Annotated in this window: 22 protein-coding genes and 5 pseudogenes; 13 read left to right on the top strand and 14 right to left on the bottom strand. The window is 62.2% G+C overall.

From position 1 onward, the window contains the following. Positions 1-211: 211 nt before the first annotated feature. Genes OM960_RS19200 through OM960_RS19185 form a run of 4 tightly spaced genes read right to left on the bottom strand, consistent with a single transcriptional unit; the run spans position 212 to position 2,442 of the window. Positions 212-535 carry a hypothetical protein gene (locus tag OM960_RS19200; protein ID WP_264773102.1) on the bottom strand — a complete coding sequence of 108 codons (324 nt, stop codon included), beginning with the start codon at positions 533-535 and terminating at the stop codon, positions 212-214. 57 nt (positions 536-592) lie between these two features. Then, positions 593-853: an acyl-CoA dehydrogenase C-terminal domain-containing protein gene (locus OM960_RS19195; RefSeq protein WP_264773101.1), complete on the bottom strand. Its 261-nt coding sequence runs from the start codon at positions 851-853 to the stop codon at positions 593-595. After that, complete coding sequence (locus OM960_RS19190) at positions 854-2,050, bottom strand: acyl-CoA dehydrogenase family protein (RefSeq protein ID WP_264773100.1); 1,197 nt, start codon at positions 2,048-2,050, stop codon at positions 854-856. Beyond that, on the bottom strand, positions 2,011-2,442 hold the full coding sequence (locus tag OM960_RS19185; RefSeq protein WP_264773099.1) for an acyl-CoA dehydrogenase N-terminal domain-containing protein: 432 nt from the start codon (positions 2,440-2,442) through the stop codon (positions 2,011-2,013). Before OM960_RS19185 ends, OM960_RS19190 begins: the two co-directional genes overlap by 40 nt. A 179-nt stretch (positions 2,443-2,621) precedes the next feature. Here OM960_RS19185 and OM960_RS19180 point away from each other — a divergent pair, with 179 nt between their 5' ends. From OM960_RS19180 to OM960_RS19160, 5 genes and pseudogenes are all read left to right on the top strand, one after another. After that, the gene (locus tag OM960_RS19180; protein WP_264773098.1) at positions 2,622-3,419 is read left to right on the top strand and encodes a TetR/AcrR family transcriptional regulator; all 798 of its coding nucleotides are present in this window, start codon (positions 2,622-2,624) and stop codon (positions 3,417-3,419) included. A 14-nt stretch (positions 3,420-3,433) separates the two neighbouring features. Beyond that, positions 3,434-6,688 carry a carboxyl transferase domain-containing protein gene (locus tag OM960_RS19175; RefSeq protein WP_264773097.1) on the top strand — a complete coding sequence of 1,085 codons (3,255 nt, stop codon included), beginning with the start codon at positions 3,434-3,436 and terminating at the stop codon, positions 6,686-6,688. 35 nt (positions 6,689-6,723) lie between these two features. Beyond that, positions 6,724-8,457 (top strand): class I adenylate-forming enzyme family protein, encoded by a 1,734-nt coding sequence (locus tag OM960_RS19170; protein ID WP_264773096.1) that lies wholly within the window; start codon positions 6,724-6,726, stop codon positions 8,455-8,457. 338 nt (positions 8,458-8,795) lie between these two features. Then, positions 8,796-9,457, top strand: a pseudogene (locus OM960_RS19165) (IS6 family transposase). Between the two features lie 85 nt (positions 9,458-9,542). Next, positions 9,543-10,046, top strand: a pseudogene (locus OM960_RS19160) (IS66 family transposase); the annotation flags it as partial. 299 nt (positions 10,047-10,345) lie between these two features. Here OM960_RS19160 and OM960_RS19155 read toward each other — a convergent pair. After that, positions 10,346-11,230, bottom strand: coding sequence for a CobW family GTP-binding protein (locus OM960_RS19155; protein ID WP_264773095.1), 885 nt, complete (start codon positions 11,228-11,230; stop codon positions 10,346-10,348). Beyond that, complete coding sequence (locus tag OM960_RS19150; protein WP_264773094.1) at positions 11,230-12,870, bottom strand: amidohydrolase; 1,641 nt, start codon at positions 12,868-12,870, stop codon at positions 11,230-11,232. The genes OM960_RS19155 and OM960_RS19150 overlap by 1 nt, the downstream gene beginning before the upstream one ends. Positions 12,871-12,980: 110 nt before the next feature. On the opposite strand from OM960_RS19150, the gene OM960_RS19145 reads away from it, so the two are divergent. From OM960_RS19145 to OM960_RS19120, 6 genes are all read left to right on the top strand, one after another. Next, positions 12,981-13,901, top strand: a complete 921-nt coding sequence (locus OM960_RS19145) for a LysR substrate-binding domain-containing protein (protein ID WP_264773093.1) — start codon at positions 12,981-12,983, stop codon at positions 13,899-13,901. Positions 13,902-14,108: 207 nt separating this feature from the next. Next, the gene (locus tag OM960_RS19140) at positions 14,109-15,758 is read left to right on the top strand and encodes an ABC transporter substrate-binding protein (RefSeq protein ID WP_264773092.1); all 1,650 of its coding nucleotides are present in this window, start codon (positions 14,109-14,111) and stop codon (positions 15,756-15,758) included. A gap of 63 nt (positions 15,759-15,821) precedes the next feature. Next, a complete protein-coding gene (locus tag OM960_RS19135) occupies positions 15,822-16,799 on the top strand; it encodes an ABC transporter permease (protein WP_264773091.1) in 978 nt (325 codons plus the stop codon). 23 nt (positions 16,800-16,822) lie between these two features. Further along, on the top strand, positions 16,823-17,695 hold the full coding sequence (locus OM960_RS19130; RefSeq protein ID WP_264773090.1) for an ABC transporter permease: 873 nt from the start codon (positions 16,823-16,825) through the stop codon (positions 17,693-17,695). A gap of 44 nt (positions 17,696-17,739) precedes the next feature. Further along, complete coding sequence (locus tag OM960_RS19125) at positions 17,740-18,681, top strand: ABC transporter ATP-binding protein (protein WP_264773089.1); 942 nt, start codon at positions 17,740-17,742, stop codon at positions 18,679-18,681. Further along, entirely contained in the window at positions 18,681-19,709 is a 1,029-nt protein-coding gene (locus tag OM960_RS19120; RefSeq protein ID WP_264773088.1) for an ABC transporter ATP-binding protein, read from the top strand. The genes OM960_RS19125 and OM960_RS19120 overlap by 1 nt, the downstream gene beginning before the upstream one ends. A gap of 171 nt (positions 19,710-19,880) precedes the next feature. Here OM960_RS19120 and OM960_RS19115 read toward each other — a convergent pair. Both OM960_RS19115 and OM960_RS19110 read right to left on the bottom strand, forming a co-directional pair. Further along, positions 19,881-20,198 (bottom strand): annotated as a pseudogene (locus tag OM960_RS19115) (integrase core domain-containing protein); the annotation flags it as partial. A 57-nt stretch (positions 20,199-20,255) separates the two neighbouring features. Continuing rightward, positions 20,256-21,488 (bottom strand): annotated as a pseudogene (locus tag OM960_RS19110) (IS256 family transposase). Between the two features lie 58 nt (positions 21,489-21,546). Between OM960_RS19110 and OM960_RS25570 the strand changes: the two are divergent. Together OM960_RS25570 and OM960_RS19100 are read left to right on the top strand one after the other, a co-directional pair. Next, positions 21,547-22,368 (top strand): IS110 family transposase, encoded by an 822-nt coding sequence (locus OM960_RS25570; protein ID WP_264773087.1) that lies wholly within the window; start codon positions 21,547-21,549, stop codon positions 22,366-22,368. Next, positions 22,254-22,745 carry an IS110 family RNA-guided transposase gene (locus OM960_RS19100; protein ID WP_264773086.1) on the top strand — a complete coding sequence of 164 codons (492 nt, stop codon included), beginning with the start codon at positions 22,254-22,256 and terminating at the stop codon, positions 22,743-22,745. The genes OM960_RS25570 and OM960_RS19100 overlap by 115 nt, the downstream gene beginning before the upstream one ends. A gap of 27 nt (positions 22,746-22,772) precedes the next feature. On the opposite strand, the gene OM960_RS19095 is transcribed toward OM960_RS19100, so the two are convergent. From OM960_RS19095 to OM960_RS19075, 6 genes and pseudogenes are all read right to left on the bottom strand, one after another. Beyond that, positions 22,773-23,249, bottom strand: coding sequence for an AMP-binding enzyme (locus OM960_RS19095; protein WP_264773085.1), 477 nt, complete (start codon positions 23,247-23,249; stop codon positions 22,773-22,775). 5 nt (positions 23,250-23,254) lie between these two features. After that, a pseudogene (locus OM960_RS19090) lies at positions 23,255-24,019 on the bottom strand (AMP-binding protein). Next, positions 24,016-24,243, bottom strand: coding sequence for a hypothetical protein (locus OM960_RS19085; protein ID WP_264773084.1), 228 nt, complete (start codon positions 24,241-24,243; stop codon positions 24,016-24,018). Before OM960_RS19085 ends, OM960_RS19090 begins: the two are co-directional and overlap by 4 nt. Next, a complete protein-coding gene (locus OM960_RS25565) occupies positions 24,201-24,332 on the bottom strand; it encodes an AMP-binding protein (protein ID WP_354003566.1) in 132 nt (43 codons plus the stop codon). Before OM960_RS25565 ends, OM960_RS19085 begins: the two co-directional genes overlap by 43 nt. A gap of 36 nt (positions 24,333-24,368) precedes the next feature. Next, a complete protein-coding gene (locus OM960_RS19080) occupies positions 24,369-24,515 on the bottom strand; it encodes a hypothetical protein (protein ID WP_264773083.1) in 147 nt (48 codons plus the stop codon). 35 nt (positions 24,516-24,550) lie between these two features. After that, a complete protein-coding gene (locus OM960_RS19075) occupies positions 24,551-25,798 on the bottom strand; it encodes a serine hydrolase domain-containing protein (RefSeq protein WP_264773082.1) in 1,248 nt (415 codons plus the stop codon). Positions 25,799-25,858: the final 60 nt, after the last annotated feature.

The following is a 25,858-nucleotide window of genomic DNA, read 5'->3' as shown; positions in this document are numbered from 1 at the left end:
CATCTGCTCGTCCGTCAGCCAGAAAAGATTGCTCATCATCAACCCCGTCAGTCTGGAGCCTTGAATCACCCGGCGGCGGCAGCTTCAAGCAGATCAATGGGTCCTGACCCTAGAGAACACCCTGGGACACTGCCCCTGAACATCGCAATCAGCCGCAGTATCGGGCTTGGTCAGTGAACTTTACGGTGCCGTGGCGGGTCATCAAGGGAATCTATTTCAGTGCCAAATAGAGCGCGCTTGCTATCAGTATCGCCGCTGTACAAAATAAGACCATGATTAAGGCTCTGTCGAAACGGGCACGCCGACTCAGAGAGCGGCGTAAATCTTCTGCTTCGATGCCCGGGAAGCTCTTCACTAGCGCCGAGTAATAGCGATCGTCGTTCTGTTTGTCTTTGGCTGCCAGGTCCAGCAAATATCGTGCATGCCCGACCGGTAGATTCGTCACCCAGTACCGCACGGCTTTCGATTGATCGCCAAGAGTCGACAGGCGACTACAGAAATCTTCCGCGGTGTTGGGTACAAGAACGAATCTCATGATGCTCGATCTTACTCATGATTTGTGGAATCCGGCAAACGCAACACAAATCAGAACTTACTCGCTAAAGATGTCGGCCCCACAGTTCAGCGCCACGGAATTGAGGGTTTCGCACAGCGCAAGGCAGGTGACGGCGGGGGGCAGTTCGTGCAGGCAGAAGTAGCGGCAGGTCTGCCGTTTGCCGAGATAGAAGCGTTTCTCAGTCGCGCTCAGGTGCGGATCGGCAAGTTTCGCTTCTGCAAGTGTGGCTTGCCACAGCCAGATCCAGCCGATCACGACATGCCCGAACGCATCGAGGAATACCGTCGCATTCGCCATCTACCGCTCGGGATCGGCGCAGCCGAGAAGGGCTGAGACGGCCCGGTCAAGCGTGGCCAGCGCCGCATCGAGGCGGTCGCAGGAACTCGTCAATGCGTCGTAGCGGCGTGCGTCCGTCACGGCCTGCCGGATACGGGCGGTCAGCGCCCACAGCGTCCGGGCGCCGTCGGCGCGGATCTTCCGTCCGACCAGGTCCAGCCCCTGAATGCCGAAGGTACCATCGTGGATGTGGTTGAGCCGGTTGTCCCGGTATAGGCGCTCCAGCGGGTAGTCCCTCGTATATCCGGATCCGCCGAGAATCTGGATCGCCCACTTGTTCGCTTCCAGGCAATGTTCCGACGGCCAGGATTTCACCACAGGCGTCAGCAGGCCCAGAAGCTCTTCCGTATGATCGCGTTCGGTCGGGTCGGCCGCGGAGGCGATGTCGTCGACCAGTTTGGCGCAGAACATGCAAAGCGCCTGTGACCCTTCGACGGCGGCCTTCTGTGCCAGGAGCATACGGCGTACATCGGTGTGCTCGATGATCGGAACCTGGGGCGCCGCCGGATCGGACGCGCCCAGCCGGCGCCCCTGCGGCCGCGTGCGCGCGTATTCGACTGAGTGCAGATATCCCGCCAGACCGGCCATGGTTGCGGCATGGCCGACCCCGATCCGGGCCTCGTTCATCATCTGGAACATGTAGGCCCGTCCGCGGTTCGGTTCACCGATCATCCAGCCAAGCGTTTCGCCAGTTTCGCCGAAATTCAGCAGACAGTTGGTCGTGCCGCGCTGCCCCATCTTGTGGTTCAGCCCGGCAAGCGCGACGTTGTTCGAGGCCGTGACGCCGCCCTCGGCATCGGTCAGCATCTTGGGGACCCGGAACAGCGATATCCCTTTGGAACCGGCCGGCGCATCGGGAATCCGCGCCAGCATCATGTGAACGATGTTGTCCGTGATCGCCTGATCCCCGCCCGAGATCCACATCTTGTTGCCCGTCAGTGACCAGGTTCCGTCACCTTTCGGTATGGCCGTCGTGCGGATGTCGCCGAGAGACGAGTCCGCTTGCAGTTCGGACAGGCACATGGTGCCGAACCAGCGGCCCTCCATCATCGGCGGCAGGAAGCGTGCCTTCAGCTCCTCAGAGCCGAACGCGTCCAGCAGGTTTGCCGCCGCGACGGTCAGGAAGGCGTAGTTCGACACCGGCGTGTTCGCAGCCACCGCCATTCCTGTCGCGGCGGAATAAACGATCGCGGGCGCTTGAGGCCGCCGGCCTCTTCATCGAAGGTGAGGGCGAAGAACCCCGCTTCGGCCCAGGCGCTCAGGGCGGCGCCGGTGGCGGCGGGCTGTTCCACGCGCCCGTCCACGAAGCGCGGCTCATTGGAATCGACCTCGGCCGCGCAGGGCAGAAACTTCTCCTCTGCGAGCGCTTGGGCCGTGTCGAGAATCTGGGTGATCGCGGTGCGTTCGTAGCCCGAAAACCGGCTCCGCCCCGCAAGCCGGTCGGCCTCGAGCATCTCGAACAGAACAAAGTCCAGATCCCGCCGGTCAACAATCTGCGACATGTGCGTCTCGTTTTTCGGCGCGGCTCTCTCACGCGCAGCTGCGGGCATCCGTGTCCCGTGGCGATCATCGATATAACTTGACTCGATACCAATGGGTATATACTCATCGGTATAAACCAACAAGTCAAAAGCGTCGACGGGAGCGACCGGTGGCCTTGTTGGCGCGCGACCGGGACCCGACTGAAGACGTTGCGTGCTGCGTTTGAACCAAAGGTGAGGGAAGTTTGATGCCGGCATCCAGAAAGCACGCCAAGGGCGTTTCAACTGAGACCACCCCTGCGGGCTCTCCCCAGGCCGAAGCCGAATCGGCCCGCCGCAACGTCCGGGCGGCAGGTCAGACAGGTCGGGGATCACCCGAGATCGGTTTGCGCGGCAGCGTCGTACGCGACCCGGAGCAGCGCGAAACCCAGCGGCAGGAGATTTTGATCGCGGCCAGCAGGGTATTTGCCCGCAAGGGATATGAAGCCGCCACGATGAACGACATCGCGGCCGAGATGGGCGTCAGCAAGGGCATTCTCTATTACCAGTTCAAGAGCAAGCAGGACCTGATCGTCGCGACGCGGCGGAGAGAGACGATAGGGGCGGGTCAGCGTCTACAAGAGATATGCGACAGGCCAGGGCCGGTTCTCGACCGGCTGGAGGCCGAAATGCGCAACCAGATCGAGAAGAGCTTCGATGAGACGACGCGCCACATGATCCTGACGCCGGGAACGATCCGGCTTGAGGACGTACATCTGGCGAAGATCCGCGAACCCGAGCGCGCCTATGAACGGCGGCTCGCGGCGCTAATCGAAGAAGGAATCGCCACGGGCGAAATCGCGCCGGTCGATCCCCTTGCTTTAGCCTACACGATGATCCGCGCCGCCCAGTCGCCGGCCACCTGGTTCCGGCCCGGCGGACGGCTCGACAAGGACGAGGTCATCGCCGTCCTGATCGGCTTCATCATGCGCGGCGTGCGCGCCGCGCCGACTGAAGTGCAACCGAGTGCGACGCCCAAGGGCAGCCGGCCTGCCGCGAAGACATAGGTACGGAGGTCACATTGGGCATTCTCTTGATTGCAAATCGCGGGGAAGTCGCCATCCGCATTGCCCGCGCCACGCGCGAGCTCGGGTTGCGGTCGGTCGGTATTTGCGCGGAAGACGATGCCGCATCCCTGCACACCTCCTACATGGACGAATGCCACACGCTGCCCCGCAGCGGACCGGCCGCCTATCTTGACCAGGAGGCAGTTCTCGAGGTCGCCCGGCGCGGCGGTTGCACCCTTGTCCATCCGGGCTACGGTTTCCTCAGCGAGAACGCGGAATTCGCCCGCCGCTGCACCGATGACGGGTTGATTTTCGTCGGTCCTACGGCCGACGTGCTGGACCAGTTCGGCGACAAGATCACGGCGCGCGTTCTGGCCGGGGCCGTCGACGTGCCGGTCATGCCCGGCACGTCGGAACCAACAAGCCTCGCCGATGCGCGGGCCTTCGCGGAAACGCATGGCGCCGTCATGCTGAAGGCAATGGCGGGCGGCGGCGGACGCGGGATGCGGGCGGTGCGGACCGTCGCGGAGCTGAACACGGCCTACGAAAGCTGCCGTTCGGAAGCGATGCAGGCCTTTGGTCTCAACGACCTCTATGTAGAGAAGCTGCTGACCGATGCCCGCCATATCGAAGTGCAGGTGATCGGCGACGGCACCGGGGCGGTGTGCCACCTCTGGGAACGGGACTGTTCCGTTCAGCGGCGCCATCAAAAGGTCATCGAGATTGCTCCGGCGCCGCATCTCTCGCCCCCCCTGCGCGAGCGCATGTTGTCTGCCGCGGTCGCCCTTGCGCAGCATGTCCGGTATCGCGGCCTTTGCACGATCGAGTTTCTCGTCTCCGGTGAAGACTTCTGGTTCATGGAGGCCAATCCGCGCCTACAGGTCGAGCACACCATCACCGAAGAGATCACGGGCGTCGACCTGGTTCAAAGCCAGCTTCGGATCGCCATGGGTGACACGCTGACCGATCTGGGCCTTGATCAGCCCCCTGCCCCACACGGCTTTGCCATTCAGGCGCGCGTCAATCTGGAAACGCTCGGCGCTGATGGCGCGCCGATTCCTCAGGCCGGTGTCCTCACCAACTACACGCCGCCTGGCGGACCGAACGTGCGGGTCGACGGCTATGGCTATCCCGGCTACCGCACCAGTCTGCGTTACGACTCGCTTTTGGCCAAGGTCATCGGACGCGGTCGGACCTTCGGGCGCGCGGCGGTCAACACGGCCGCCGCGTTGCGGGAATTCGGCATAGGGGGCGTGGACACGAACCAGCCCCTTCTGAAAGGCATCCTCCGCCACCCGGCCTTTCTGTCAGGTGAGTTCAATACGTCACTGATTGGCCTTCATCTGCCCGAACTGCTGGCCGAGGCGGCCAACTGGCAGACCCCCTCCCTCCCTGGCGGCGTGTTGGCCTCCGACACCCAGCGCAAAGCCAGATTCGAGCTGGGCGAAGGTGAAACTGCATTGGCGGCCCCCATGTCAGGCACTGTCATGTCGCTTCTGACCGAGCAGGGTGCAGTGGTTGCCGCGGGCGACCCGATCATGATCCTCGAAGCGATGAAGATGGAGCATCTGATCCGGGCACCCGAAACCTGCCTTGTCGAGACCCTCGCGGTGTCGGTTGGCGACTCGGTCAACAAGGGTGATCTTCTGTGCGGCATGCGTCCGGCCGATGCTGGGGGCGTCTCTGCAAGCGCCCCGCGCGATGTTGTGGAACCTGAGCCCGGCTGGCAGGAGGAGGTCGACGAAATCCACCGCCGCCGCGCGCTTGCGAAGCGGATGGGTGGTGCCGCGAAAGTTGAACGCCAGAAGCAGCAAGGCAAGCTGACCGCGCGCGAGCGGATCGAAGAGCTTGTGGATGCAGGAACCTTCTCTGAAATCGGTACCCTGACCGGCTTTGGCCAATACGACGAAGACGGCAATCTCATCGATATCCTGCCTGCGAATTTCGTGGCGGGTACGGCGCGTGTGGGCGGGCGCAAGCTTGTTATCGGCTCGGATGATTTCACCATCCGCGCGGGTTCCGGCGACGCCGCGATCCACGCCAAGCAGATCTTCGCGGAAAACTATGCGCGCGAGATGCGCCTTCCCATGGTGCGGCTACTTGACGGGGCCAGCGGCGGCGGCAGCGTGAAGATCGCGCAGGAGTTGGGCTATCACTACCTGCCGGTCAATCCGGGCTGGGACGCGGTGGTCGACTTGATGTCACTGGTGCCGGTCGTCTCGGCCTGCCTTGGGCCAACGGTCGGGCTCGGGGCCGCGCGGCTGGTCATGTCCCACCTCGCCGTGATGGTCGACGGCACGGGTCAGGTGTTTACCGCGGGCCCGCCGATCGTTCTGGGCGCCACCAATGAGGATCTGACCAAGGAAGAACTCGGCGGCACCGAGGTGCATCGCACGAACGGCATGATCGAACGCATCGTCGGCAGCGAGGCCGAGGCGATCGATGTGACGCGCCGCTTCCTGTCCTACCTGCCGCAGAACGTGTTTCAACTACCCCCCGTGGGGGAGGCCCGCGCATCGGTGCCGCACGACGGCGACGCCCTGCTCTCGGCGATCCCGCGGAACCTGCGGCAACCCTACGATGTTCAGCCGATCCTTGACGCGATCTTCGACGCAGGCTCAATCTTCCTCTATGCCGATTACGGCAGTTCGGTCGTCACCTATCTGGCGCGCCTGGACGGCCACCCCGTTGGCGTCATCTCGACCGACCCGATGCGCGGCGCCGCGTTGACGGTCGAGGCCGCGCAGGCGATGACGCGGCTGGTGGATCTGTGCGAAACCTTCCATCTGCCCATCGTCAGCCTGACCGATCAGGCCGGCATGTCCATCGGGCTTGAGGCCGAGCGGCGCGGCACGATCCGCTATGGCGCCCGCGCCATCAGCGCCGTCTACCAGTCGCGGATCCCGCAGGCCGAACTGATCCTGCGCCGGGTCTTCGGTGTAGGCGGCGCCGGCGCGGTGAACCGTCACCGGGCCTCGCGCAGCTGGTCTTGGCCGTCGGGCACCTGGGGCTCGCTTCCCAAGCAGGGCGGCATTGAGGCCGCGTTCCGCACCGAACTGAGCCGGACCCAGGATCGTGACGCCGAAATCGCGCGCCTGTCGCGCGAACTCGAACAGATCGGCTCGCCATTCCGGACCGCGGAGAAGTTCGGCATCCAGGACCTGATCGACCCGCGCGAAAGCCGGGCGCTCCTGTGCGACTGGGTGCGGGACGCCTACGCGATCCTACCCGAACAACTGGGACGCCCCGCCTTCGGCCCGCGCCCCTGACCGAACATCGAAGGACATATTTCAGGGAGGATGAAATGAACCGCGATACGTCACTTGAAGTCAAGCTGACCGAGGCGCTGACTGCTCAAGGCGATTTCATGTTCGAGCGCCTCGACCATTGGGCGGAGGTTTCCGGCGAAAAGACCTTTATCTACTACGGCGAAGACGACATGGCGATCAGCTATGCCGACTTCGCGCGCCGCTCGGATGCGATCGCCGGCAACCTTGTCCGACTGGGCATCCACAAAGGCGACCGCGTCAGCGTCCTCAGCAAGAACGTGCTGGTCAGCACGCTGGTGATGTTCGGTATCTGGAAGGCCGGCGCGGTCTATTGCCCGATCAACTTCGCCTTCACAGGGCGGCTGCTGTCCTATCAGCTGAACGATACCAAACCGAAGCTGGTGATTACCGATGGCCACCTACTTCCAGTGGTGAACGAGGTCGCCGAGACGCTTGAGGAGAAGCCTTCGGTCGCAGTCTACAACGCGCTGGAAGGCGCGCATGACTACCTGCCCGAACCGCCCGAACCGCACGCCCTTTTCCCGGTGATCGGCTGGGACGACCTGACACAGGATTGCGCGGCACCGGGTGTCTCGCTCGTTTTCGACGATCCGGCCAACCTGATCTACACCTCGGGAACCACAGGCCCGGCAAAGGGTGTGCTGCAGCCTCATCGCTGGATGGTCAGCTACATTTTCGGCCTGAGTTCGATGGTCACGCGCGACGATGTCATCTACAACGATCTGCCCATGTACCATGTCGGCGGCGCCATCGCCAATGTCTGCCGCGCGGCTTGGGTGGGCTGCGAAGTCGCGGCCTGGAACCGCTTCAGCCCGGATGAGTTCTGGGGCCGCATTGAGCAGCGGGGCGCCACAACAGCCATTCTGCTGGATGTGATGATCCCGTGGCTAACCAAGAAGCCCGCGCGGGACGACGACCGTCGGAACTCTCTGAACAAGGTGCACATGCAGCCGCTGTCGCTGCAGCACCATGAGTTCGCGACCCGCTTCGGCATCGACTTCGTAAGCTCGGGCTTTGGCCAGACGGAAAGCGGCGCATCGTTTTGGACGGTCATGGAAGAAACAGCCGAGGGTGATGGTACGCCCGCCGAGCTCTACCGTGGCTACTCGCACGTCCAGATCCGTGAGATCTGCCAACGGCACGACATGCTCTTGCAACCGGGTGCCGGGGTCAACCGAAAGGGACTGATGGGCAAGCCAATGCAGTTCGTCGAAGTCTCGGTTCGCGATGAGAACGACATGGTCTGTCCGCCGGAGGTCGTCGGCCAACTGGCCCTGCGTCCCCGGGTGCCCGGCATCCTGATGCACGGCTATCTGGGCAAGGCCGAGGCCACCGTATCGGCTTTCCGCAATCTTTGGTTCCATACCGGAGATGCGGTTTTGCAGGGTGAGGATGGACAGTATTACTTCGTCGACCGGATGGGTGACCGGATCCGCGTGCGCGGCGAAAACCTCTCGTCGTTCCAGGTCGAGGATATGATCAATCAGCATCCCGGCGTGCAGATGTGCGCGGCCCTGTCGGTCCCCAGCCGGGAAGGCGACGAGGACGAAGTCGTGGTGTTCGTCGTGGCGATGGATGCGGCACTTGACGAAAAAGCGATCCACGATTTCGCCGCCGACACGATGCCGAAATACATGCGCCCGGCCCATGTCCGCATCATTGCCGACCTGCCGCGCACGCCCACGAACAAGGTTGAGAAATACAAGCTGCGCAAGCTCATCACCGAGGAAATGGCGAAAATGGCTTGAACCGTCCGACGTCGGTCATGTGGCCGGATGGTCTGGCCACTACATGCCGGTCCAGAAAACGCGTGGCGGGTGTCGCCAGACCAAGCCTCTGACGGTTGACGGCCCCGAACCTGGCACCCGCGCAGGCCCGGAGCAATCCATGCAGAGGAAGCACCATGAAGGATCCTTCTGATCTGACGGGTCGCGTGGCCTTCGTCACCGGCGCCAGCCGCGAGATTGACGCGGGCATCGCCAAGTCCCTTGCCGGCAGGTAGTGTCGCAAACTTTCAGCCTTTCATCGGAAGAGGCGATGCTGAACATCGGGTCGGGCAAAACGCGTGAGCAGGCTGGGTAGGATGGTGATTGATTTCAAAGGGATGCACCACCCGAAGCCCGTGATCCTGCGCGCGGTGTTCTTCTATGTCCGCTATTCCGCCTCCTACCGAGACCTAGAAGAGAACCTGGCCGAGCGTGGCGTCGCGGTTGACGACTCCACGCTGAACCGTTGGGTGGTGAGGTTCGCGCCGCTGATCGCCGCACAGACTCAGGCGCGGAAGCGTCCGACGGCCAATTCCTGGCGGGTGGACGAAACCGACATCAAGGTTCGCGGCAAGTGGACCTACCTCTACCGCGCCTTGGATCGGAATGGCCAGGCGCTCGATTTCATGCGCTCCGGGCGTCGGGATATGGCCGCGGCCCGGAGATTTTGCAGGCGGGCGGTCGCCACGAACGGTGTGCCGGATCGGGTCGTCATCGACAAGAGCGGCGCCAATCCGGCGGGTCCAGAGGCGGTCAGCGCGACCTTGAAATTTACCGGTGCCAGGCGGATGATCGAAATCGGCAGGCCAATTACCTCAATATTATTCTCGAGCAAGACCACCGTTTCATCAAACGCATCACCGGCTCGATGATGGGCGTTAAGGCATCTCATTCAGCTACCGCGACCCTGGTAGGCATCGAGGTGGCACACATGATCCCCAAGGGCCGGTGCGCAGAGAACCATCTCTCCGCCTTCGAGTAATTCGCCCAGCTCGCAGCATAATCATGTCCGTCCAACGGCCCGTATCGGCAGCGTGGGATATCTGCGACGGAACCACGCTCTTAATGGCAAATCCGCCCATGACATTGCGTCCGTCGCCTTGGAAGCCGTGGCGCAGATCGACACGGTTTTCGACATCGAGCATGGCATCAACGGCCTGAAGGTTGCGAAACTGCGGGCGACCAGGCACCAACTGTCCCATCCTTTCGTCGAAGCACTGCGCGACTGGCTGTTTGCCGAGCGCGACAGGATGCCGAAGCACAACCCAGTCGCCAAGGCGATCGGCTACATGTTCAAGAGGGACTGCAGGGAGGCGTTCACGCGCTTCCTCGAAGACGGCAGGGTCTACTTGACGAACAACGCTGCCGAACGGGCGCTGAGGGGCGTGGCTCTCGGTCGGAAGCCATACCTCTTCGCCGGTTCCGAGCGCGGCGGCGATCGCGCCGCTCACATGTATTCCATGATCGTCACAGCGAAGATGAACGACATCGACCCCCAGGCATGGCTGGCCGACATCCTCGCCCGGTTGCAGGACATGACGGTCACCCACGTGCCGGGCCTGCTTCCCTGAGACTTGGCAACCTTCGGAGCACAGACAAGTCGCCTGACCGCGGCCTATGCCGGATGCAGACTGACAATCTCTTCCGGCCTGTGCCGCTTCGTAGCCATTCCGATCCTCCGTTTTCCCAAACATAATGGCTGACCACCTCACTGAGGGAGTATCACCTTGATAAATCCGGATTGTAAGATCCACGCATCACCCGACGCTCGTACAAGCTCCCACTTCATGCAGTGCGGAAGCCTCGGCACAAGTGCGTCTGTAACGGGCCACTAATCCGTCATCAGAGCCTGCGAGCAGCGCTTCCGAGGTCACGCAATCTGTGATTCAAAGCCGCAATCAAGTTCCAGCTCGGCATCAAGCCCGATACAGACCACGCCGATCGGATGGCTGCACGCAATCGATTCGACGGTGTAGCGGGGGCCGACCACGTGAAGAAGCGCGTAGCCCGATGGCGTTAGGACGAACCCCTTCGCCCGCGCGACACCGGGATTGGCGGCAAGCGCGGACGCCATTGCCTCGGCATCAACAGGCCGTTCCGGCCGCAGGACCACGCTCTTAAACCGACTGTGTCCGTTGAACTTGTCCGCAGGGCCCGCGCCATGCGCTGACAAACTGCCCAGAGCCACGTCCACTGGCACGGCGCCGAATTGCGCATGTACAACCGGCCGCCGCGGTGCGATAGTTTCCAGCCAATTGGCGGTGGCGGCAAGCTCCTCATCAGGGACGAGATCGGGCTTTGTCAGAATCAGAAGATCGCCCTGGCGCAATTGCCGGGTGATCGTGTCCGCCAAGTAGCTGCTGGCCGCATTCCGTCGGATCTGTTCGGCATCGGCCAGAACGAGCGTACCGTTGAACCACAATCCTGCCGTCAGTTCGACAGTTGCTGCGATGGAGCCGGGAAGTGATACGCCGGACGCCTCGATCAAGACGTGATTAGGGCGCGGCCGCATTTCGAGGACGCTGGCCAACGCTCGGGAAAGGTTGCCGCCATAGGCACAGCAGACACAGCCTCCGGCAATCTGGACGACGGTCCCGTCGTCCGCTTCGATCAAATCGGCATCAATGGGCAAGTCCCCAAAATCATTAACGAGGACGGCAAGCCTGCATCCCTTCGCATTGCGCAGCAGATAATTGACAAGCGTCGTCTTGCCGGAGCCGAGGTACCCCGCGATCAAAGTAACCGGCAGCGGCATCAGATATCGGCCGCGGCAAAGATCCGCCCACCCTGGACCGTGCCCCAAACCCGAACGTCTTTTAGCGATATAGGATCGACTTCTGTCGGGTCGCCTTCCAGCACTGCGAAATCGGCGCGTTTGCCCACCTCGATCGACCCGATCTCATCGTCCAGCTTGAGCGTGTAGGCCGCGCCGAGCGTGATGGCCCGCAGGGCCTCGTGCACTGAAATGCACTGGTGCGCGCCCAGAACGCGGCCGGACGCCGTTAGCCGGTTCACCGCAGCCCAGGCGGTGAAGAGCGGGGCGAGGGGTGTGACGGGCACGTCGGAGTGAATCGTCATCGGAACACCGGCTTCGAGCGCCGTCCGGCAGGCGTTCATCCGCTTGGCCCTCTCCGGGCCCACGGTCAGATGGGAATGTTCGTCGCCCCAGTAGAAATGGTGGTTGGCGAAGAGGTTCACACACATGCCCAGGCTTGCCATCTGGCGGAACTGCGCGGTCGAGGCGAGTTGACAGTGCTGGAGTGTGAACCGGTGATCGGCACTGCCGATCTTGCCCAACGCCGATCCCAAGCAGTCGATGGCAAGCTGTGTTGCTTCGTCGCCATTAGTGTGGGTGTGGACCTGTACGTTCTTCATCAGGGCCAGTTCGTAGATCTGCTCCAGCTGAGACGGCGCGATGTACCAAAGACCGTTCTCGGCGCCGTTGTAGTAGCCGGGCCAGCGAAGCCGCGCCGTAAAACCCTGTATCGATCCGTCCGCGATCACCTTGATCCGGCCGAGATCAAGCCGTTCGGTGGTGCGGTTCCGCGTCGAGACACAATAATCCACCAGATCGGTTGGCGTCGCGCCGAACGCGATGCGCAGCACCACCAGACATACGGGATAGTCGGGTTCCCCGGTGACGTTTTCGTATAGGCCGAGCAACGTGTCGTCGAGTTCCACACCAAGGTCGGTGGTCGTGGTCACACCTGCGCGCACGCACAGCCGGGCGTAGTTGCGCAAGGACGCCTCGTTGGCCGTGACCATCACGCTGTCGAGGCCGAAATGCCGACCGACGGGCGTCATTATTTCCGGGCTCTTCAACTCGCCGGCCGGCAGCCCGTCATCCCCGAGGGGAATACCGGGATGGGTATGCCCGGTCCGCAGCATCCCGGCCAATTCCAGCGCACGGGTATTCACGTTCATGATGTGGCCGGAAGCCTGCATGACCACCACGGGTCGGGTCGTCGACACGCGGTCAAGATCGGCGCGGCCAATGCGCTTGTTCGACATATAAATCGGATCGAATCCCCAGCCGATCACCGGCGTGGTCTGATCCGTCATCTCGTCGCCCGCGCGTTTCAGCCTCTCGACGACGTCATCGACCGACTTTAGCCCGGACCATCGCTTTCCATCCGAATCGACATCATCGAACCATCCGACATAGACATGGTCCCAAAGTGCGCCCGCTGCTGAATGGCCATGGCCCTCGACGAAACCCGGCATCAGGACCTTATCCTTGAAACGCTCGTCCAAGACGTAGTCGCCCCAGCCCTCCAGCTCGGCAAGCGTGCCCGCTCCGAGGATCCGTCCGCCCCGAACCGCGACGTGTGATACGTTGGGCCGGTTGGCGTTCATCGTTATGATTTTCTTGGCGGAATAGATCGTCGTCCGCACGCGCCCTCTCCATCGCTCGTGAACTGGACGGTAAGTTAGGTTAGATTCAATCAACCAAAAACTGTATTTATTTGTTGATTAAAACCTATTTTTCTGCCCAATAGCTGGCCATGCACTACACATTGAAGCAACTCACCTATGTCGAGGCGGCCGCGCGGCTGGGGTCGATCGCCAACGCCGCCGCGGAACTCGCGATATCGAACAGTTCGATTGCGGCGGCCATTGATGGGTTTGAGGAAACGCTAGGCTACGAGATTTTCGTGCGCACGCCCGCCAAGGGTATCGCCCTCACGCCCCGGGGATCAGACGCGATGTTGGTGATCCGGCGGCTCCTGCACAGGTTGCGGCATTTCGATGCCGAAATGCAGTCGCTCGACGGCACCGCGCGCGGACGGCTCAGGATTGCCTGCTACAGCACGGCGGCGCCGGCCGTTCTTCCGCCGATCTTGCGCAGCATGACGGAGGTGATGCCCGAGGTCGCGATCACGGTTCTTGAAGGCACCATGAAGCAGGTCCAGGAGTTCATCGAAACCGGCGAAGCTGACCTTGCCCTAAGCTACATTAACGACATCGCGCCCGGACAGGTGTTGGAGCCCCTCTTTTGCCCGCCACCGTACGCGCTTGTCCCGGCAACGGATCCGATTGCCGGGTCGGCACGCACCACGCTTGCGGAACTCCTGACGCGACCATTCATCATGCTCGACTTGGCAGGCGCGCGCGAAACCTATGCCGCGCTTTTCGAATCCGAGGATCTTGCACTCAATATTGTGCACACGACGCGATCGTCTGAAATCCTTCGCGCACTGGTCGCGAGCGGGTTCGGCGTGGGCTTACTGAACATTCGTCCCTTCGACTATCGGGCCGGCGAATCTGGTTACCGGGTCCTGCCGATCGAAGGCGTAAAAGCGTCAGAGGTCTTCGGCATTCTGCGGCCAGGCAGCGCGCGACCGCCACTGATCGTGCAAACCTTCGTCGAGAACTGCATCGCGCTGCGGGACGCCGGGGGCTTCGACCATCTCTTGGTGAAATGATCCCCCGATCGGAAAGCCCCGAGAGGTTGTCCGCCCGGAACGGGTGCAGGCCCTTTCCCACTGCGCCGGTGCGGTATGCGTGTACGCGACGGGACCGGCGAAAGCTTCCCCGTGTCATCGCCATCACGTAGAGCCGCCGTCGGTCAGTATGGCTATATCAACTATTTTTTGTTTTTATTAGCAACGATAAATATATTATTCGAGTTAATGAACATTCGCTATCGTCTCCGGACAACCTCGTGGACGGCACAAGACAAACCCAACTCGGAGACTAAGCACATGGAACTTAGGAGAAGGACCTTCATTGGTGCCATGATGGCGTCGACCATGCTGGTACGGGCCGGCATGGCGCAAGAAACCCCGACCAAGGGCGGGACGCTGATCATCTCGCAGGCCGATGGGACGCCGCGTGTGCTGAACCCGGCGGTTCAGTCCGGGACCGGCACCGGATTGCCGGGCACCAAGCTTTTCGCCACGCCGCTGCGCTTCGACGAAAACTGGAACCCTCAGCCCTATCTGGCGGAGGCTTGGGAAGTCAGCGAAGACGGTCTGCAGGTCACGCTCCACCTGCGGGAGAATGCAACCTTCCACGACGGCGTGCCGATCACGTCCGACGACGTGGCCTTCTCGATCGACGTGATCAAGAACAACCATCCGTTCAAGACCATGCTTGCGCCTGTCACGTCGGTGGACACCCCCGATCCGCTGACCGCCGTGATCAATCTCGAACATCCGCATCCGACCCTGATCCTCGCCATGTCGGGCCCGCTTATGTCGATCATCCCGAAACATATCTACGGCGACGGCCAGGATCTCAAGACCCATCCCCGCAACAGCGAAGACGTCGTCGGCTCCGGCCCCTTCAAGTTGGTCGAGTTCCAGCGAGACGAGCACATCATCCTGGAACGTTACGACGGCTACTGGGAAGACCATCTGCCGCATCTTGACCGGATCGTGATCCGCATCCTGCCGGAAAGCTCCGGCCGCACGATCGCGATGGAAAACGGTGAGCTTCAACTCACCGCGTTCGAAAGCGAGCCAACCGTCATCCAGCAGCTGCAGAAAGCAGACGGCGTGACGATCACGAACGACGGATACGGCGGCATCGGCCCTATTGACTGGCTCGCGATGAACACGACGCGCGGGCCGCTGCAGGACAAGCGGGTCAGGCAGGCCATCGCCTATGCCATCGACAAGAACTTCATTCTGAACGCGCTTCTGTTCGGCACCGCGAAAGACGCCAGAACCGGAATTCACCCGGACAGCCCGTTCTACAACCCAGACGTTCCAACCTACGAGTTCGATCTCGACAAGGCCGCGGCGCTGCTCGATGAAGCAGGCTTCCCACTCAAGGACGGCAAGCGCTTCGAGTTGAACATCGAACTGCCGGGCTTCCCCGGCTACCGGTCGCGAACGGAATATGTAAAGGCGGCATTGGCCAAGGTCGGAATCGAGGTCACAGTCCGCTCCTATCCCGACTTCGCGAGTTGGGCGGATGTGATGGGTAAGATGGAATTCGATCTGGCCTGGGACAACGTCTACAACTGGGGTGACCCGGTGATCGGCGTCCACCGTACCTTTATCTCGTCGAATATCGGCAATGGCGTCTGGTCGAACACGCAAGGCTATTCCAATCCGAAGGTCGACGAGATCCTGGCCCTTGCCGCCAACGAGAATGACCAGGCCAAGCGGAAGGCGCTTTACGACGAGTTCCAGGCAATCGTCGCGGAAGACCTGCCGCTCTATCCAGTGAACGCGACGCCGCTCTACACCGCCTATTCCGACAACGTTGGTGGCCTGCCGAAGGGCATCTGGTCGGTCTTGGACCCGATGGACGGCGCATATTTGAAGGCGTGAACGCCGCGCCCTGACGCGCGAGCGTCAGGGCTTCTCTTCATCCACGCAGAAAAGGATGCGGCTTTGGATGTCCTTCGCATAACCTTTCTCCGGATCGTCTATTCAGCGCTGCTGCTCGCCGCAGTTGTCGTGCTGAACTTCGTGATGATCCATCTCGCGCCAGGGGACGTGGCGGACACGATCGCGCAATCGATGGGCGGTGCGGATGCCGAGATCCTGGCGCAGATCCGGGCGGACTATGGCCTTGATCAGCCGTTTATCGTACAACTTGGTCAGTATATCTGGAAGGTTCTGCATTTCGATCTAGGCAGTTCCTACTACTACAACCGTCCGGTTACAGAACTCATCCTCGAACGCCTGCCGGCGACGCTCCTGTTGGTGATCACCGCGCAGACTCTTGCGCTGGTCATCGGCGTCGTAACGGGCGTCTTTTCCGCGCGTCGCCCGAATGGCTTTCTCAGCCATCTGGTCACCATCGTCGCCTTTTTCGGCCACGCAGCGCCGGTTTTCTGGACGGGCATCCTGCTGCTGATCGCCTTTTCCCTCCAGATCCACTGGTTCCCGGTGGGCGGCATGCGCGATGTTACGGTCACGGGCGGGTTCTGGGCGCATTCCTTCGACGTCGCGCGGCACATGGTGTTGCCCGTCTTCACGCTGAGCACAACCTTCCTCGCGCTCTACTCTCGGCTCTGCCGGGCCTCGATGATGGAAACGCTCGGCTCGGACTATGTCCGCACCGCCAAGGCCAAGGGTCTGCCCATGCGCTCGGTCGTCTACAAGCACGCGCTGAAGAACGCGCTTTCGCCGGTCATCACCCTTGCGGGGCTGCAATTCTCAGCGGTCATCTCGGGCGCGGTCCTCGTGGAAACGGTCTTTTCCTGGCCGGGGCTAGGAACCCTTGCGTTTCAGGTGATCGTCGCCCGCGACACGCCGACGATCCTCGGCATCCTGTTCTTCTCGGCGCTCATCGTCATCGCCGGGAACCTGCTCACTGACCTAGTGCAACGACTTGTCGACCCCAGAGTGAGGACGGGCCAGTGACCAGCAAGAACGAGACCGGACCCTTGAACGCTCCCACCCTTTCAAAGGAAAAGGCCAGTTCGCCGCTGTCCGAAGCCTGGACGAAGTTTCGGGCCAACCATTCGGCAATGGTTGGGCTTTTCGTGCTCGTGTTGATCATGCTTGGGGCCATCGTCGGGCCCTTGCTGTACCCGACCGACCCCTTTGAACTTGTCTGGCGGCCGTTTTCTCCGCCCGGTGCTGACGGGTTCCTGCTTGGGACGGACTACATCGGCCGGGATCTGGTGGCCCAGATGCTAGTGGGCGCACGCGTTTCGCTTGTAGTGGGTGTAGCCGCCGCCATCGTGACAATCCTGATCGGGGTGGCCGTTGGCGCACTCGCCGGGTTCTACCGCGGCTGGGTGGAAGAGATCCTCATGCGCATCACCGAGTTCTTCCAGGTCCTGCCCACGCTTCTCTTCTCGATGGTGATCGTTGCCCTTTTCGGCGCATCGCTGCTGATGATCACGCTCGCAATCGGCATCGTCAGTTGGCCCGCCGTGGCCCGGATCACCCGTGCCGAATTCCTGCGCATCCGCGAGCTCGAATACGTCACCGCAAGCCGGGCAGCGGGGGCGACCCCGGCGAAACTGATGCTGAAGGTGATCCTGCCGAATGCGCTGCCGCCGATCATCGTCCAGGCCGCACTGATGACCGGTTCCGCGATCCTGTTCGAAGCGGGTCTGAGTTTCCTTGGCCTTACGGACCCCAACGTGATGAGCTGGGGGCAGATCATCGGCTCCAACCGCGAATTCATCCTTCAGTCGGCCTATACCGTGACCATACCCGGCATCGCGATCTTCGTCGCGGTTCTGGCGATCGCGCTTGTCGGCGATGGGCTGAACGATGCGCTCAATCCGAAACTGAGGCAACGTTGATGTCTTTCCTCCTGAAAGTTGAAAACCTCCGCATCGAGCTTCGCATGCGCGCGGGCGTCGCGCCGGTCATCGACGACCTGAGCTTCGAACTCGCGCACGGGGAATCGATCAGCTTCGTCGGCGAGTCGGGGTGCGGCAAATCCATGACGGCACTCGCGATCATGGGGCTTCTGCCCGAGGGGATCGGACGCGTCGCGTCAGGCAAGATCTGGTTCGATGGCGAGGATCTGGTCGCGGCCAGCCCAGCGCGCCTGCGCCATATTCGCGGGAACAAGATTGGCATGATTTTCCAGGAACCCATGACCTCTCTAAACCCGGTCTATAGTGTCGGAGAGCAGATCGCCGAAGTCCTGCGCGAGCATCAGGGGCTGAGTAGGAAGGCCGCTTGGGCCGAGGCGATAGAGCTTCTCGATGCGGTGCGGATACCCAATCCCGAGACCCGCGCCACGGCCTATCCGTTCGAGATGTCAGGCGGCCAGCGGCAGCGCGTGATGATCGCCATCGCCCTCGCCTGCAAGCCCAAGATCCTGATCGCCGACGAGCCGACAACCGCGCTCGACGTGACTGTTCAGGCGCAGATATTCGATCTGCTGCGCGATCTCCGGCGCCAGACTGGCACGTCGCTTATCATGATCACGCATGATATGGGCGCGGTCGCGGAAATGGCGGAACGCATGATCGTCATGTATGCGGGGCGCAAGGCTGAAGAAGGGCCGGTCGACAAGGTAATCGCGCATGCGCGCCATCCCTATACTCAGGGACTGATTTCCTGTGTGCCGCATCTTGTCGCGCACCTCACGGAAGAGCGCCAAGACCTGAACGAGGTTCCGGGGATTGTTCCCGGGCTTGCGGAATTTGGTCAGGGCCGCTGTCTCTTCGCCTCGCGGTGTGCGCGCGCGACCGAGCGATGTCTCACGACGCGACCTGAAGAAATTGCCTTCTCGGATGTGCATCGTTCTGCCTGCTGGCATGCGGAGGGCATGTGATGAATGATCTGATCGAGGTTCGAGACCTGTCGGTCCACTTTGAGATCCGCGCGAAAGGTATCGGCGGGGCGCGCCGCAATCTCACGGCAGTCGATGACGTTTCCCTCACCGCTAAGAGGGGACAGACGCTTGCTATCGTCGGAGAATCCGGGTCCGGCAAGACGACGCTGGCGCTTGCGATCGCGCGGCTCGCATCCGGCAAGACGACCGGAGAGGTCAGAATTGATGGCAAGGATGTCGTGTCCCTGACGGACGGTGGACTCGACTGGATGCGGCGCAAGGTTCAGGTGATCTTCCAGGATCCCTTTTCTTCGCTCAATCCGCGTCAGCGTGCCGAGGATATCGTGCGCGAACCCTTGGACAACTTGACCACCAAGACCAAGGCGGAGAAGGCCGAGATCGTCGACCGGTTTTTCAACGCAGTGGGATTGCGACCCGAACAGAAACGATTGTTCCCGCATCAGTTTTCCGGTGGTCAAAGACAGCGCATCGGCATTGCCCGCGCTCTGTCGACCCAGCCCGAGGTGATCATCTGCGACGAGCCGGTCTCGGCGTTGGACGTCGCCGTTCAGGCCCAGATCATCAACCTCTTGCGCCGCCTTCAGGACGAGTTCGGGCTGACCTATCTCTTTATCAGTCATGATCTCGGTGTCGTTCAGCACATGTGCGACAGCGTGGCGGTCATGTATATGGGCAAGATCGTCGAACATGCCGACCGGCTGCAGCTTTTCAATGATCCGCAGCACCCGTACACGCGCGCGCTCATTTCCGCCGTGCCGGCCGTCGATCCTGACCTGCGCAATCGGGGGCAGAAGCTCGCGCTTGTCGGCGATCCGCCGAACTTGCTGAATCTGCCAAAAGGATGCCGATTCGCCTCGCGGTGCCCATTGGCGGAGCCACGCTGTTTCGAAACCGAGCCGCCACTGCGCGTGCGCGTTGGTGGCCACCGCGTTGCCTGTCATCTCGTTGATCTGGGGCCGGAGGCATCTGCGGAGGCGGTATCACCAAGCGCGCCCGAGTTTCCATGACATCCACCCGCACGTGCCAGACCCGGCGACTTCTGGCCAGGCAGATGCTTGGCCTCTTCCACGAATGACATGGTGTGTCGCGGCGGGCGATTGGAGTGCCCCCACTGGAGTGGTCCACCAACTGGGATAGATTTATCCCTTCTGGTCTTGACCCTGTCTTTGGTCCGGGCTTCATGCGACCTTCCGGGCTGGTTTCAGCTGGGCCGCAAAGGCGCTCGGCGTCAAGTTTCGGAGTGCCGAATGCGGCCGCTGGTCGTTGTAGTCGATCCTCCAGTCATTGATCCGCCGGCGGGCATCGTCCATCGACAGGAACCATGACGCGTTCAGGCATTCCTGGCGCAGGCGGCTGTTGAACGCCTCGATGAAGGCATGGTCCCTGGGCGTTCCGGGGTGGGAGAAGTCGAGCTCGACCTTGTTCAGCCAGGCCCACTGGTCGAACAGCAGCCCGGCGAATTCGGGGCCGTTGTCCAGACGTATGCTCCGAGCCTTGATAGTGTCCCACCGGATGGTGTAGGAACGCCGACCCTCGGAGGGGTTCGAGGCTGATCAGGATGCCACGGCGGGCAACCTGACATTGGAAGTGTCGGTGACACGGGCGAGGGTTTCAAGGCTCATGTAGCGCCGCGCCACGGCCCATTCGTCATTGGTCTCCAGCATCAGCGCCCCGACCAGGCGGACGATGGCGGCGTCGTTGGGAAGGATCCCGATAACGTCGGCGCGGCGCTTGATCTCCCGGTTCACGCGTTCGAGGGGATTCGTGCTGGCGATCTGGGGCCAGTGTTCGCGAGGGAAGGACATGTAGGCCAGAACGTCTTCGCGCGAGGCGTCCATCAGGGCGCCGAGCTTGGGCTGCTTTTCCCGCAAAGCGTCGGCAACGACCTCCCACTGGGCTTCGGCATCGGCCTTGGTTTCCTGGGCGAAGATGGTCTTCAGCATTGCTGCCACCGCCGTGCGCTGCTTGGCCGGAGCATGGGCGAGCGCGTTTCGGAGCCAATGAATGCGGCACCGTTGGTGAGTGGCATTGAAGACCCGCCGCGCGGCAGCCCGCAGCCCCTTGTGATCATCGGCAATCACCAGCTTCACGCCGCGCAGGCCGCGGTCGGCCAGCGAACGCAGGAAGCCCGTCCAGAACGTCTCAGCTTCCGAAGGGCCGCTGGCGACGCCCAGCACCTCCCGCTTGCCGTCCTCGTTCACGGCCACGGCGATTATCACAGCACGGCTCACGATCCGGCCGCCCTCACGGACCTTGAGATAGGTGGCGTCGAGCCACAGGTACGGCCACGCCCCTTCCAGCGGGCGGGCGAGGAAGGTATTCACCCGCTCATCGATCTCGGCGCAAAGGCGGCTGACCTGGCTCTTCGACATGCCGCCCGCGCCCATGGCCTTCACGAGATCGTCCACCGAGCGCGTCGAAACTCCGTGGACATAAGCTTCCTGAATGACCGCCACGAGAGCCTTCTCCGCTGTCCGGCACGGTTCCAGAAAGCTCGGCAGGTAGCTCCCCTTGCGCAGCTTCGGGATTTCCAGCGTGATCCGGCCCGCCCGCGTGTCCCAGTCGCGCTCCCGGTATCCGTTGCGCTGCACCTCGCGAAAGGGCGACCGTGACCCTTCGCTGCACCGGTCCGCGCCTCGACCTCCACTTCCATGATCCGGTCGGCCGCGAAAGCCAGCATCTCGCGCACCATGTCACCATCGGCGTTCGGGGCGGCGTTCGGACCGGTGGCGCGCTCGCCCCTCACTCTCAATCAGCTCGAGCAGCGCCATTCTGTCGTCGGTCATCGTCATCTCCGTTCTTGGTTCCAGGTCTTGCAACCCGAACCTTCTCCGAAGATCGACGGTGACCGCCAGCGTCACCCACGGCCGCGCGCTGCGCTACGCCGAAGGCTCCGCGCGCGGCCTCCTACACCACTTAGCGCAATCGACACGCCCCATCCGCGGCCTTCTTCCTTGCAGGATGGGATCTGTCGCTCCGGCACTCTGCCGGAGCCTGAGCAGGGAGGACGCAATGGGAATGTTTGCAGCGCTGGACGTGTCGCAAGAGGAGACGGCGATCTGCGTGGTGCGTCGGGATGGGACGCAGGTGGCTGAGGCGAAGGTGCCGACTTGCCCGGACGCGATTGCCGACTGGCTGACGGAACGAACCGAAAGCCTCAAACGGGTCGGCATGGAGACCGGCCCGCTGGCCGTCTGGCTCTGGAACGCGCTGACGGAGCGGCAGGTACCGATCGTCTGCATGGATGCCCGCCACGCGAGCGGCGTGCTGAAGATGATGCCGAACAAGACCGACCGGCATGATGCCCGCGGTCTCGCGCAGATCGTCCGCACCGGTTGGTTCAAGGCCGCGCAGATCAAGAGCCATGATGCCTATGTCAACCGGGCGATGCTGACGGCGCGTGAGGCCCTGGTCGGCATGCGTGTCAGGCTGGAGAACGAGATCAGGGGGCTGCTGAAGACCTTGGCGTCATGTTCGGCAAGCGGGTTGGCGGGTTCAGGCGCCGGGCCGCGGAGATCATCGAAGGCGAGTTGGCAGTCGCCCCGGACCTCGTGCCGATCTTCGAGGCGCTCATGCGGGCGCGCCGGGACATCCTGGCCCGCATTGCCGCGCTCGACAGCCGGATCCGGTCAATTGCCAAGCGGCATGCGGCCGTCCGCCTGCTGATGACAGCGCCCGGCGTCGGACCAATTACCGCCATGGCGGTTGTCGCCGCCTTCGATGATGCCTCCCGCTTCCGCCGTTCGTCCAGCGTGGGTGCCTATCTGGGGCTGACGCCAAGACGCTACGAATCCGGGGAGATCAGCCGGAACGGGCGGGTGTCCAAACGGGGAGACGGCTTCACCAGGAAGTGCCTGTTCGAGGCCGCGAACGCCATCTTCTGCCGAAACCTCGGCGGCCCACGGCTGCGGGACTGGGCCAAGGCGATTGCAGAGAGAACCGGTCCGCGCAAGGCCAAGGTCGCGCTGGCCCGGAAGCTGGCGGTGACCCTGCATGCCATGTGGCGCACCAACACGCCCTTCCGGGAGGTCGTGATGGCGTAGAGCTCGAATCTGATCCGACGCTGATCTTCAGCGCGACCGAATGCGTCCAGCCGGGACGCGCGGCGAGGGTGAGATCGCTCCCCGGGCTGCGGCAAAGACCGCGCACACCACTTCGATCTGCCCGACCCTGAACGCAAACGTGCGGCGTCCCAAGCGACGACCGCGGAGAGAACCCCAGAGCCCGGCGCGCAGGATAAAACGCTGCGAGATCAGCACTTGACCAAGGCGATTAGAGAACCCTGGGACACTGCCGTTGCGCGGCAACTCAGGCAGCAAAACGAGATGCGCCGGTGTCTTGTAGCGGGCCAGTTGTCCCGTACATGCCGCATGCAATTGCGGCAAGCTCAGGGACGCGCCGTCCTTCAGCACAGTGACCGCGCAACCAGCCTCGCCCCATTTTGGATCCGGGACGCCGATAACCGCCACTTCAAGGATCTGGTCGAGCTCATAGAGCACATTCTCGATCTCGGCGGGATAGACGTTCTCCCCGCCTGAGATATACATGTCCTTTACCCGGTCCTCGATCGTGACGAACCGTCCGCGTCGATGCGGGCGATGTCGCCGGTACGGAACCACCCGTCGACAAAGGCGTCTTCGTCGGGGCGGTTCCAGTAGCCCGGCGTGACAACCGGGCCGCGCACGCACAGTTCGCCCAGTGTGTTCGGACCGGCCTCGGCGCCGTCAGGGTCGAGGATCTTCGCCTCGATATGCATCGGCGGCTTGCCGGCCGAGCCGATCTTTTCGGGCAGGTCGTCGTGGTCCATCAGGCAAACGCCGGCCGTGGTCTCGATCATGCCATAGGCTTCCAGAAGCGCCACACCGCGTTCCCTGTACCACCATTAGACCAGCGGTACCGGAACCGTTTCCGCCCCGGTCACTGCGATCCGAAAGCGCGAAAAGTCGGTTGTCGCGCATCTTGGATGCTCGTTCATGGCGTTGAAGATGGCGGGGACACCAAGGAAATGGCTGATGCCAAGGGCCGCGTCGTCGATGAGGCCGAGCGTTTCTCCCGGCTCGATCCCACGCTGGATAATGGTCGTGCCGCCGACATAGAGGATCGGGAAGGTGAAGGCGATGAACGACCCGATATGTAAAAGCGGCATCGCGGTAAGGTTGACGCTGCGGTTAGTAAGCTAGCCGCACAGGGTCACGTGGAACGAGGTGAAAAGCATCATCAGATGGGTGATGATCGCGCCCTTCGGGCGGCCGGTCGTTCCCGCGGAGTACATCAGCATGCACATGCCTGAAAGCGGCTGCGCGATCGACTTTTTCAACCGCGGCTGAACCGTTCCGAGAGCTGTTTCATAGTCCGAGGGCCACCCAGCCCCTCGGTTTCGATCCAGGTTCGGGCCCCGGTCATCGTGTTCAGTTCTGTCACCACCGGCGCCAGGTTGGCGTCGTAGAACACCACCTCAGGCGTTGCATCAGATATGATGAAGGACAGTTCCGGCGCGCTCAGGCGCAGTTGAGCGCGAGGGCGACCGCGCCGACCCGCCATGTGCCCATGACGATTTCGACAATATCGGTCGAGTTCGGCATCAAGAACCCGACGCGCGTACTTGGCGCGACGCCCAGCCTTGTCAGCACGGCCGCGACGCGGTCGACGCGCTCATTGGCTTGACGTTAGGTGTCCCGCCGGCCACTCGCGACGTCGAGCAGTGCCAGGCGGTGTGGGGCGTCCCTGTCATGACGCTCGATCCAGTCGAGTGCGAAGAACCCGCCGCCGGGATCCCCAACATCGGTGCGGCGTTCATGCAACGTGTCCAACACCCTCAGCTCCCTTTGCCGCTGGTCGGGTTGCACGGTCACTTTCCCTTCAGATAGTCGCGGATGACATCCGCCGCGTTCATCACGAAGTCGTCCATGTCGACGTCCAGTGACACCGGCTGCGAAGACTGCTTGATGATCGCCATGCCCCGTTTGCGGTCGATGATGATCCACTGTCCGTGTATTCCGATGGCGCTGATCCATTCGCTGTCTTCGGTCGTGCGGACCCACCACTGGGCCCGATAGCTGAAGCCGCCACGGGCCATCATTCCCACGGCATTCGGGCCTTTCAGAAACGCCTTCTGATCACCGCCTTTTTCAAGGGCCTCGATCACCGGGAGCGGCACGACCTGTTGGCCAGCGCATTTGCCGTCGTTCAGCATCATCATGGCAAAGCGCGCAAGGTTGTGCGGTGTCGCGTTCAAACCGCCGCCGGCGATTAGGTTCGCGTTGTTGTCGAGCAGGATATAGGTTTCACCTTCAGCCCCGAACGCGTCGAAGAGGCGGCTCATGTTTTCCTCGTACGAGCGCCCGGTGGAGTTGTTGACGATCCAGTTCACGACCTCGGTTTTCGGCGTGCAATAGGCAAAGGCCTCGCCGTGTTCGAGCGCGCCTTTCTGGAGTGTCGTCGTGTAGTCAAAGACGTTATCGGCGACCAGCGTCTCGCCGGGCGCCGCTTCGAGGAAGCCTGCCACCTTGCCGTAGGTCTGGATATCGGAATCCGGGTTGGCGTAGTCTTCATCGAATGCCATCGAATTGGTCATGTCGAAGATCTGCTGCACCGTAGCATGTTCGAATGCGCCGGCACCCTTGAGCTGCGGGATATATTCCGTCGGATGGGCATCTTCAGAAACGCGTCCCTCATGGACGGCCATCAAGCCCAGAAGCCCCGTGAAGGATTTGGTGACCGACATCATGATATGCGGCTGGTTCGCGTGGCTTCCATTGAGGTACCGTTCGAACACGATCGCGTCGTCTTTGATCACCACGAACGCGTCGGTGAAGCTTTCCTTCAGGAAATCGTCGAACGTCGCGGCTGAACCGTCTGCGCGGGAGATGGAAAGCCGCTCGATGCCGCCATCCGGCGCCACCCTCACCTTCCGTGGGTTGGGAGAAGGCGCAATGTTGGCGGAAGGGAAGAGCCTGCGCATATTCTGGTAGGCCCAGCGGTTTCCGGGCACGCCGTAAATCGAGTCTGCCCGTCTGACCCGCTTGTCTGGCGGCGGCGGATATCCCTTCATGATGTTCAGTTCGTGATGCGTTGCGTATTTTAGATCATCAGACATGGGTAGCCTCGTTTTCCGGACGGTTTGTACGTATGTCCCGAACTTCGTATCGGTGTGATG

This window comes from Defluviimonas salinarum, from assembly GCF_026013545.1.
Classification (GTDB): domain Bacteria; phylum Pseudomonadota; class Alphaproteobacteria; order Rhodobacterales; family Rhodobacteraceae; genus Albidovulum; species Albidovulum salinarum.
This window is presented reverse-complemented; position numbering and strand designations above follow the sequence as displayed.

Coding starts and splice junctions, on each gene's coding strand:
- OM960_RS19120 (WP_264773088.1), top strand. CDS start 18,681: ATGAATGATCTGATCGAGGTTCGAGACCTGTCGGTCCACTTTGAGATC.
- OM960_RS19075 (WP_264773082.1), bottom strand. CDS start 25,798: ATGTCTGATGATCTAAAATACGCAACGCATCACGAACTGAACATCATG.
- OM960_RS19085 (WP_264773084.1), bottom strand. CDS start 24,243: ATGGCGGGTCGGCGCGGTCGCCCTCGCGCTCAACTGCGCCTGAGCGCG.
- OM960_RS19095 (WP_264773085.1), bottom strand. CDS start 23,249: ATGTATATCTCAGGCGGGGAGAACGTCTATCCCGCCGAGATCGAGAAT.
- OM960_RS19180 (WP_264773098.1), top strand. CDS start 2,622: ATGCCGGCATCCAGAAAGCACGCCAAGGGCGTTTCAACTGAGACCACC.
- OM960_RS19125 (WP_264773089.1), top strand. CDS start 17,740: ATGCGCGCGGGCGTCGCGCCGGTCATCGACGACCTGAGCTTCGAACTC.
- OM960_RS19145 (WP_264773093.1), top strand. CDS start 12,981: ATGCACTACACATTGAAGCAACTCACCTATGTCGAGGCGGCCGCGCGG.
- OM960_RS19155 (WP_264773095.1), bottom strand. CDS start 11,230: ATGCCGCTGCCGGTTACTTTGATCGCGGGGTACCTCGGCTCCGGCAAG.
- OM960_RS19140 (WP_264773092.1), top strand. CDS start 14,109: ATGAACATTCGCTATCGTCTCCGGACAACCTCGTGGACGGCACAAGAC.
- OM960_RS19200 (WP_264773102.1), bottom strand. CDS start 535: ATGAGATTCGTTCTTGTACCCAACACCGCGGAAGATTTCTGTAGTCGC.
- OM960_RS19185 (WP_264773099.1), bottom strand. CDS start 2,442: ATGCCCGCAGCTGCGCGTGAGAGAGCCGCGCCGAAAAACGAGACGCAC.
- OM960_RS19195 (WP_264773101.1), bottom strand. CDS start 853: ATGGCGAATGCGACGGTATTCCTCGATGCGTTCGGGCATGTCGTGATC.
- OM960_RS19170 (WP_264773096.1), top strand. CDS start 6,724: ATGAACCGCGATACGTCACTTGAAGTCAAGCTGACCGAGGCGCTGACT.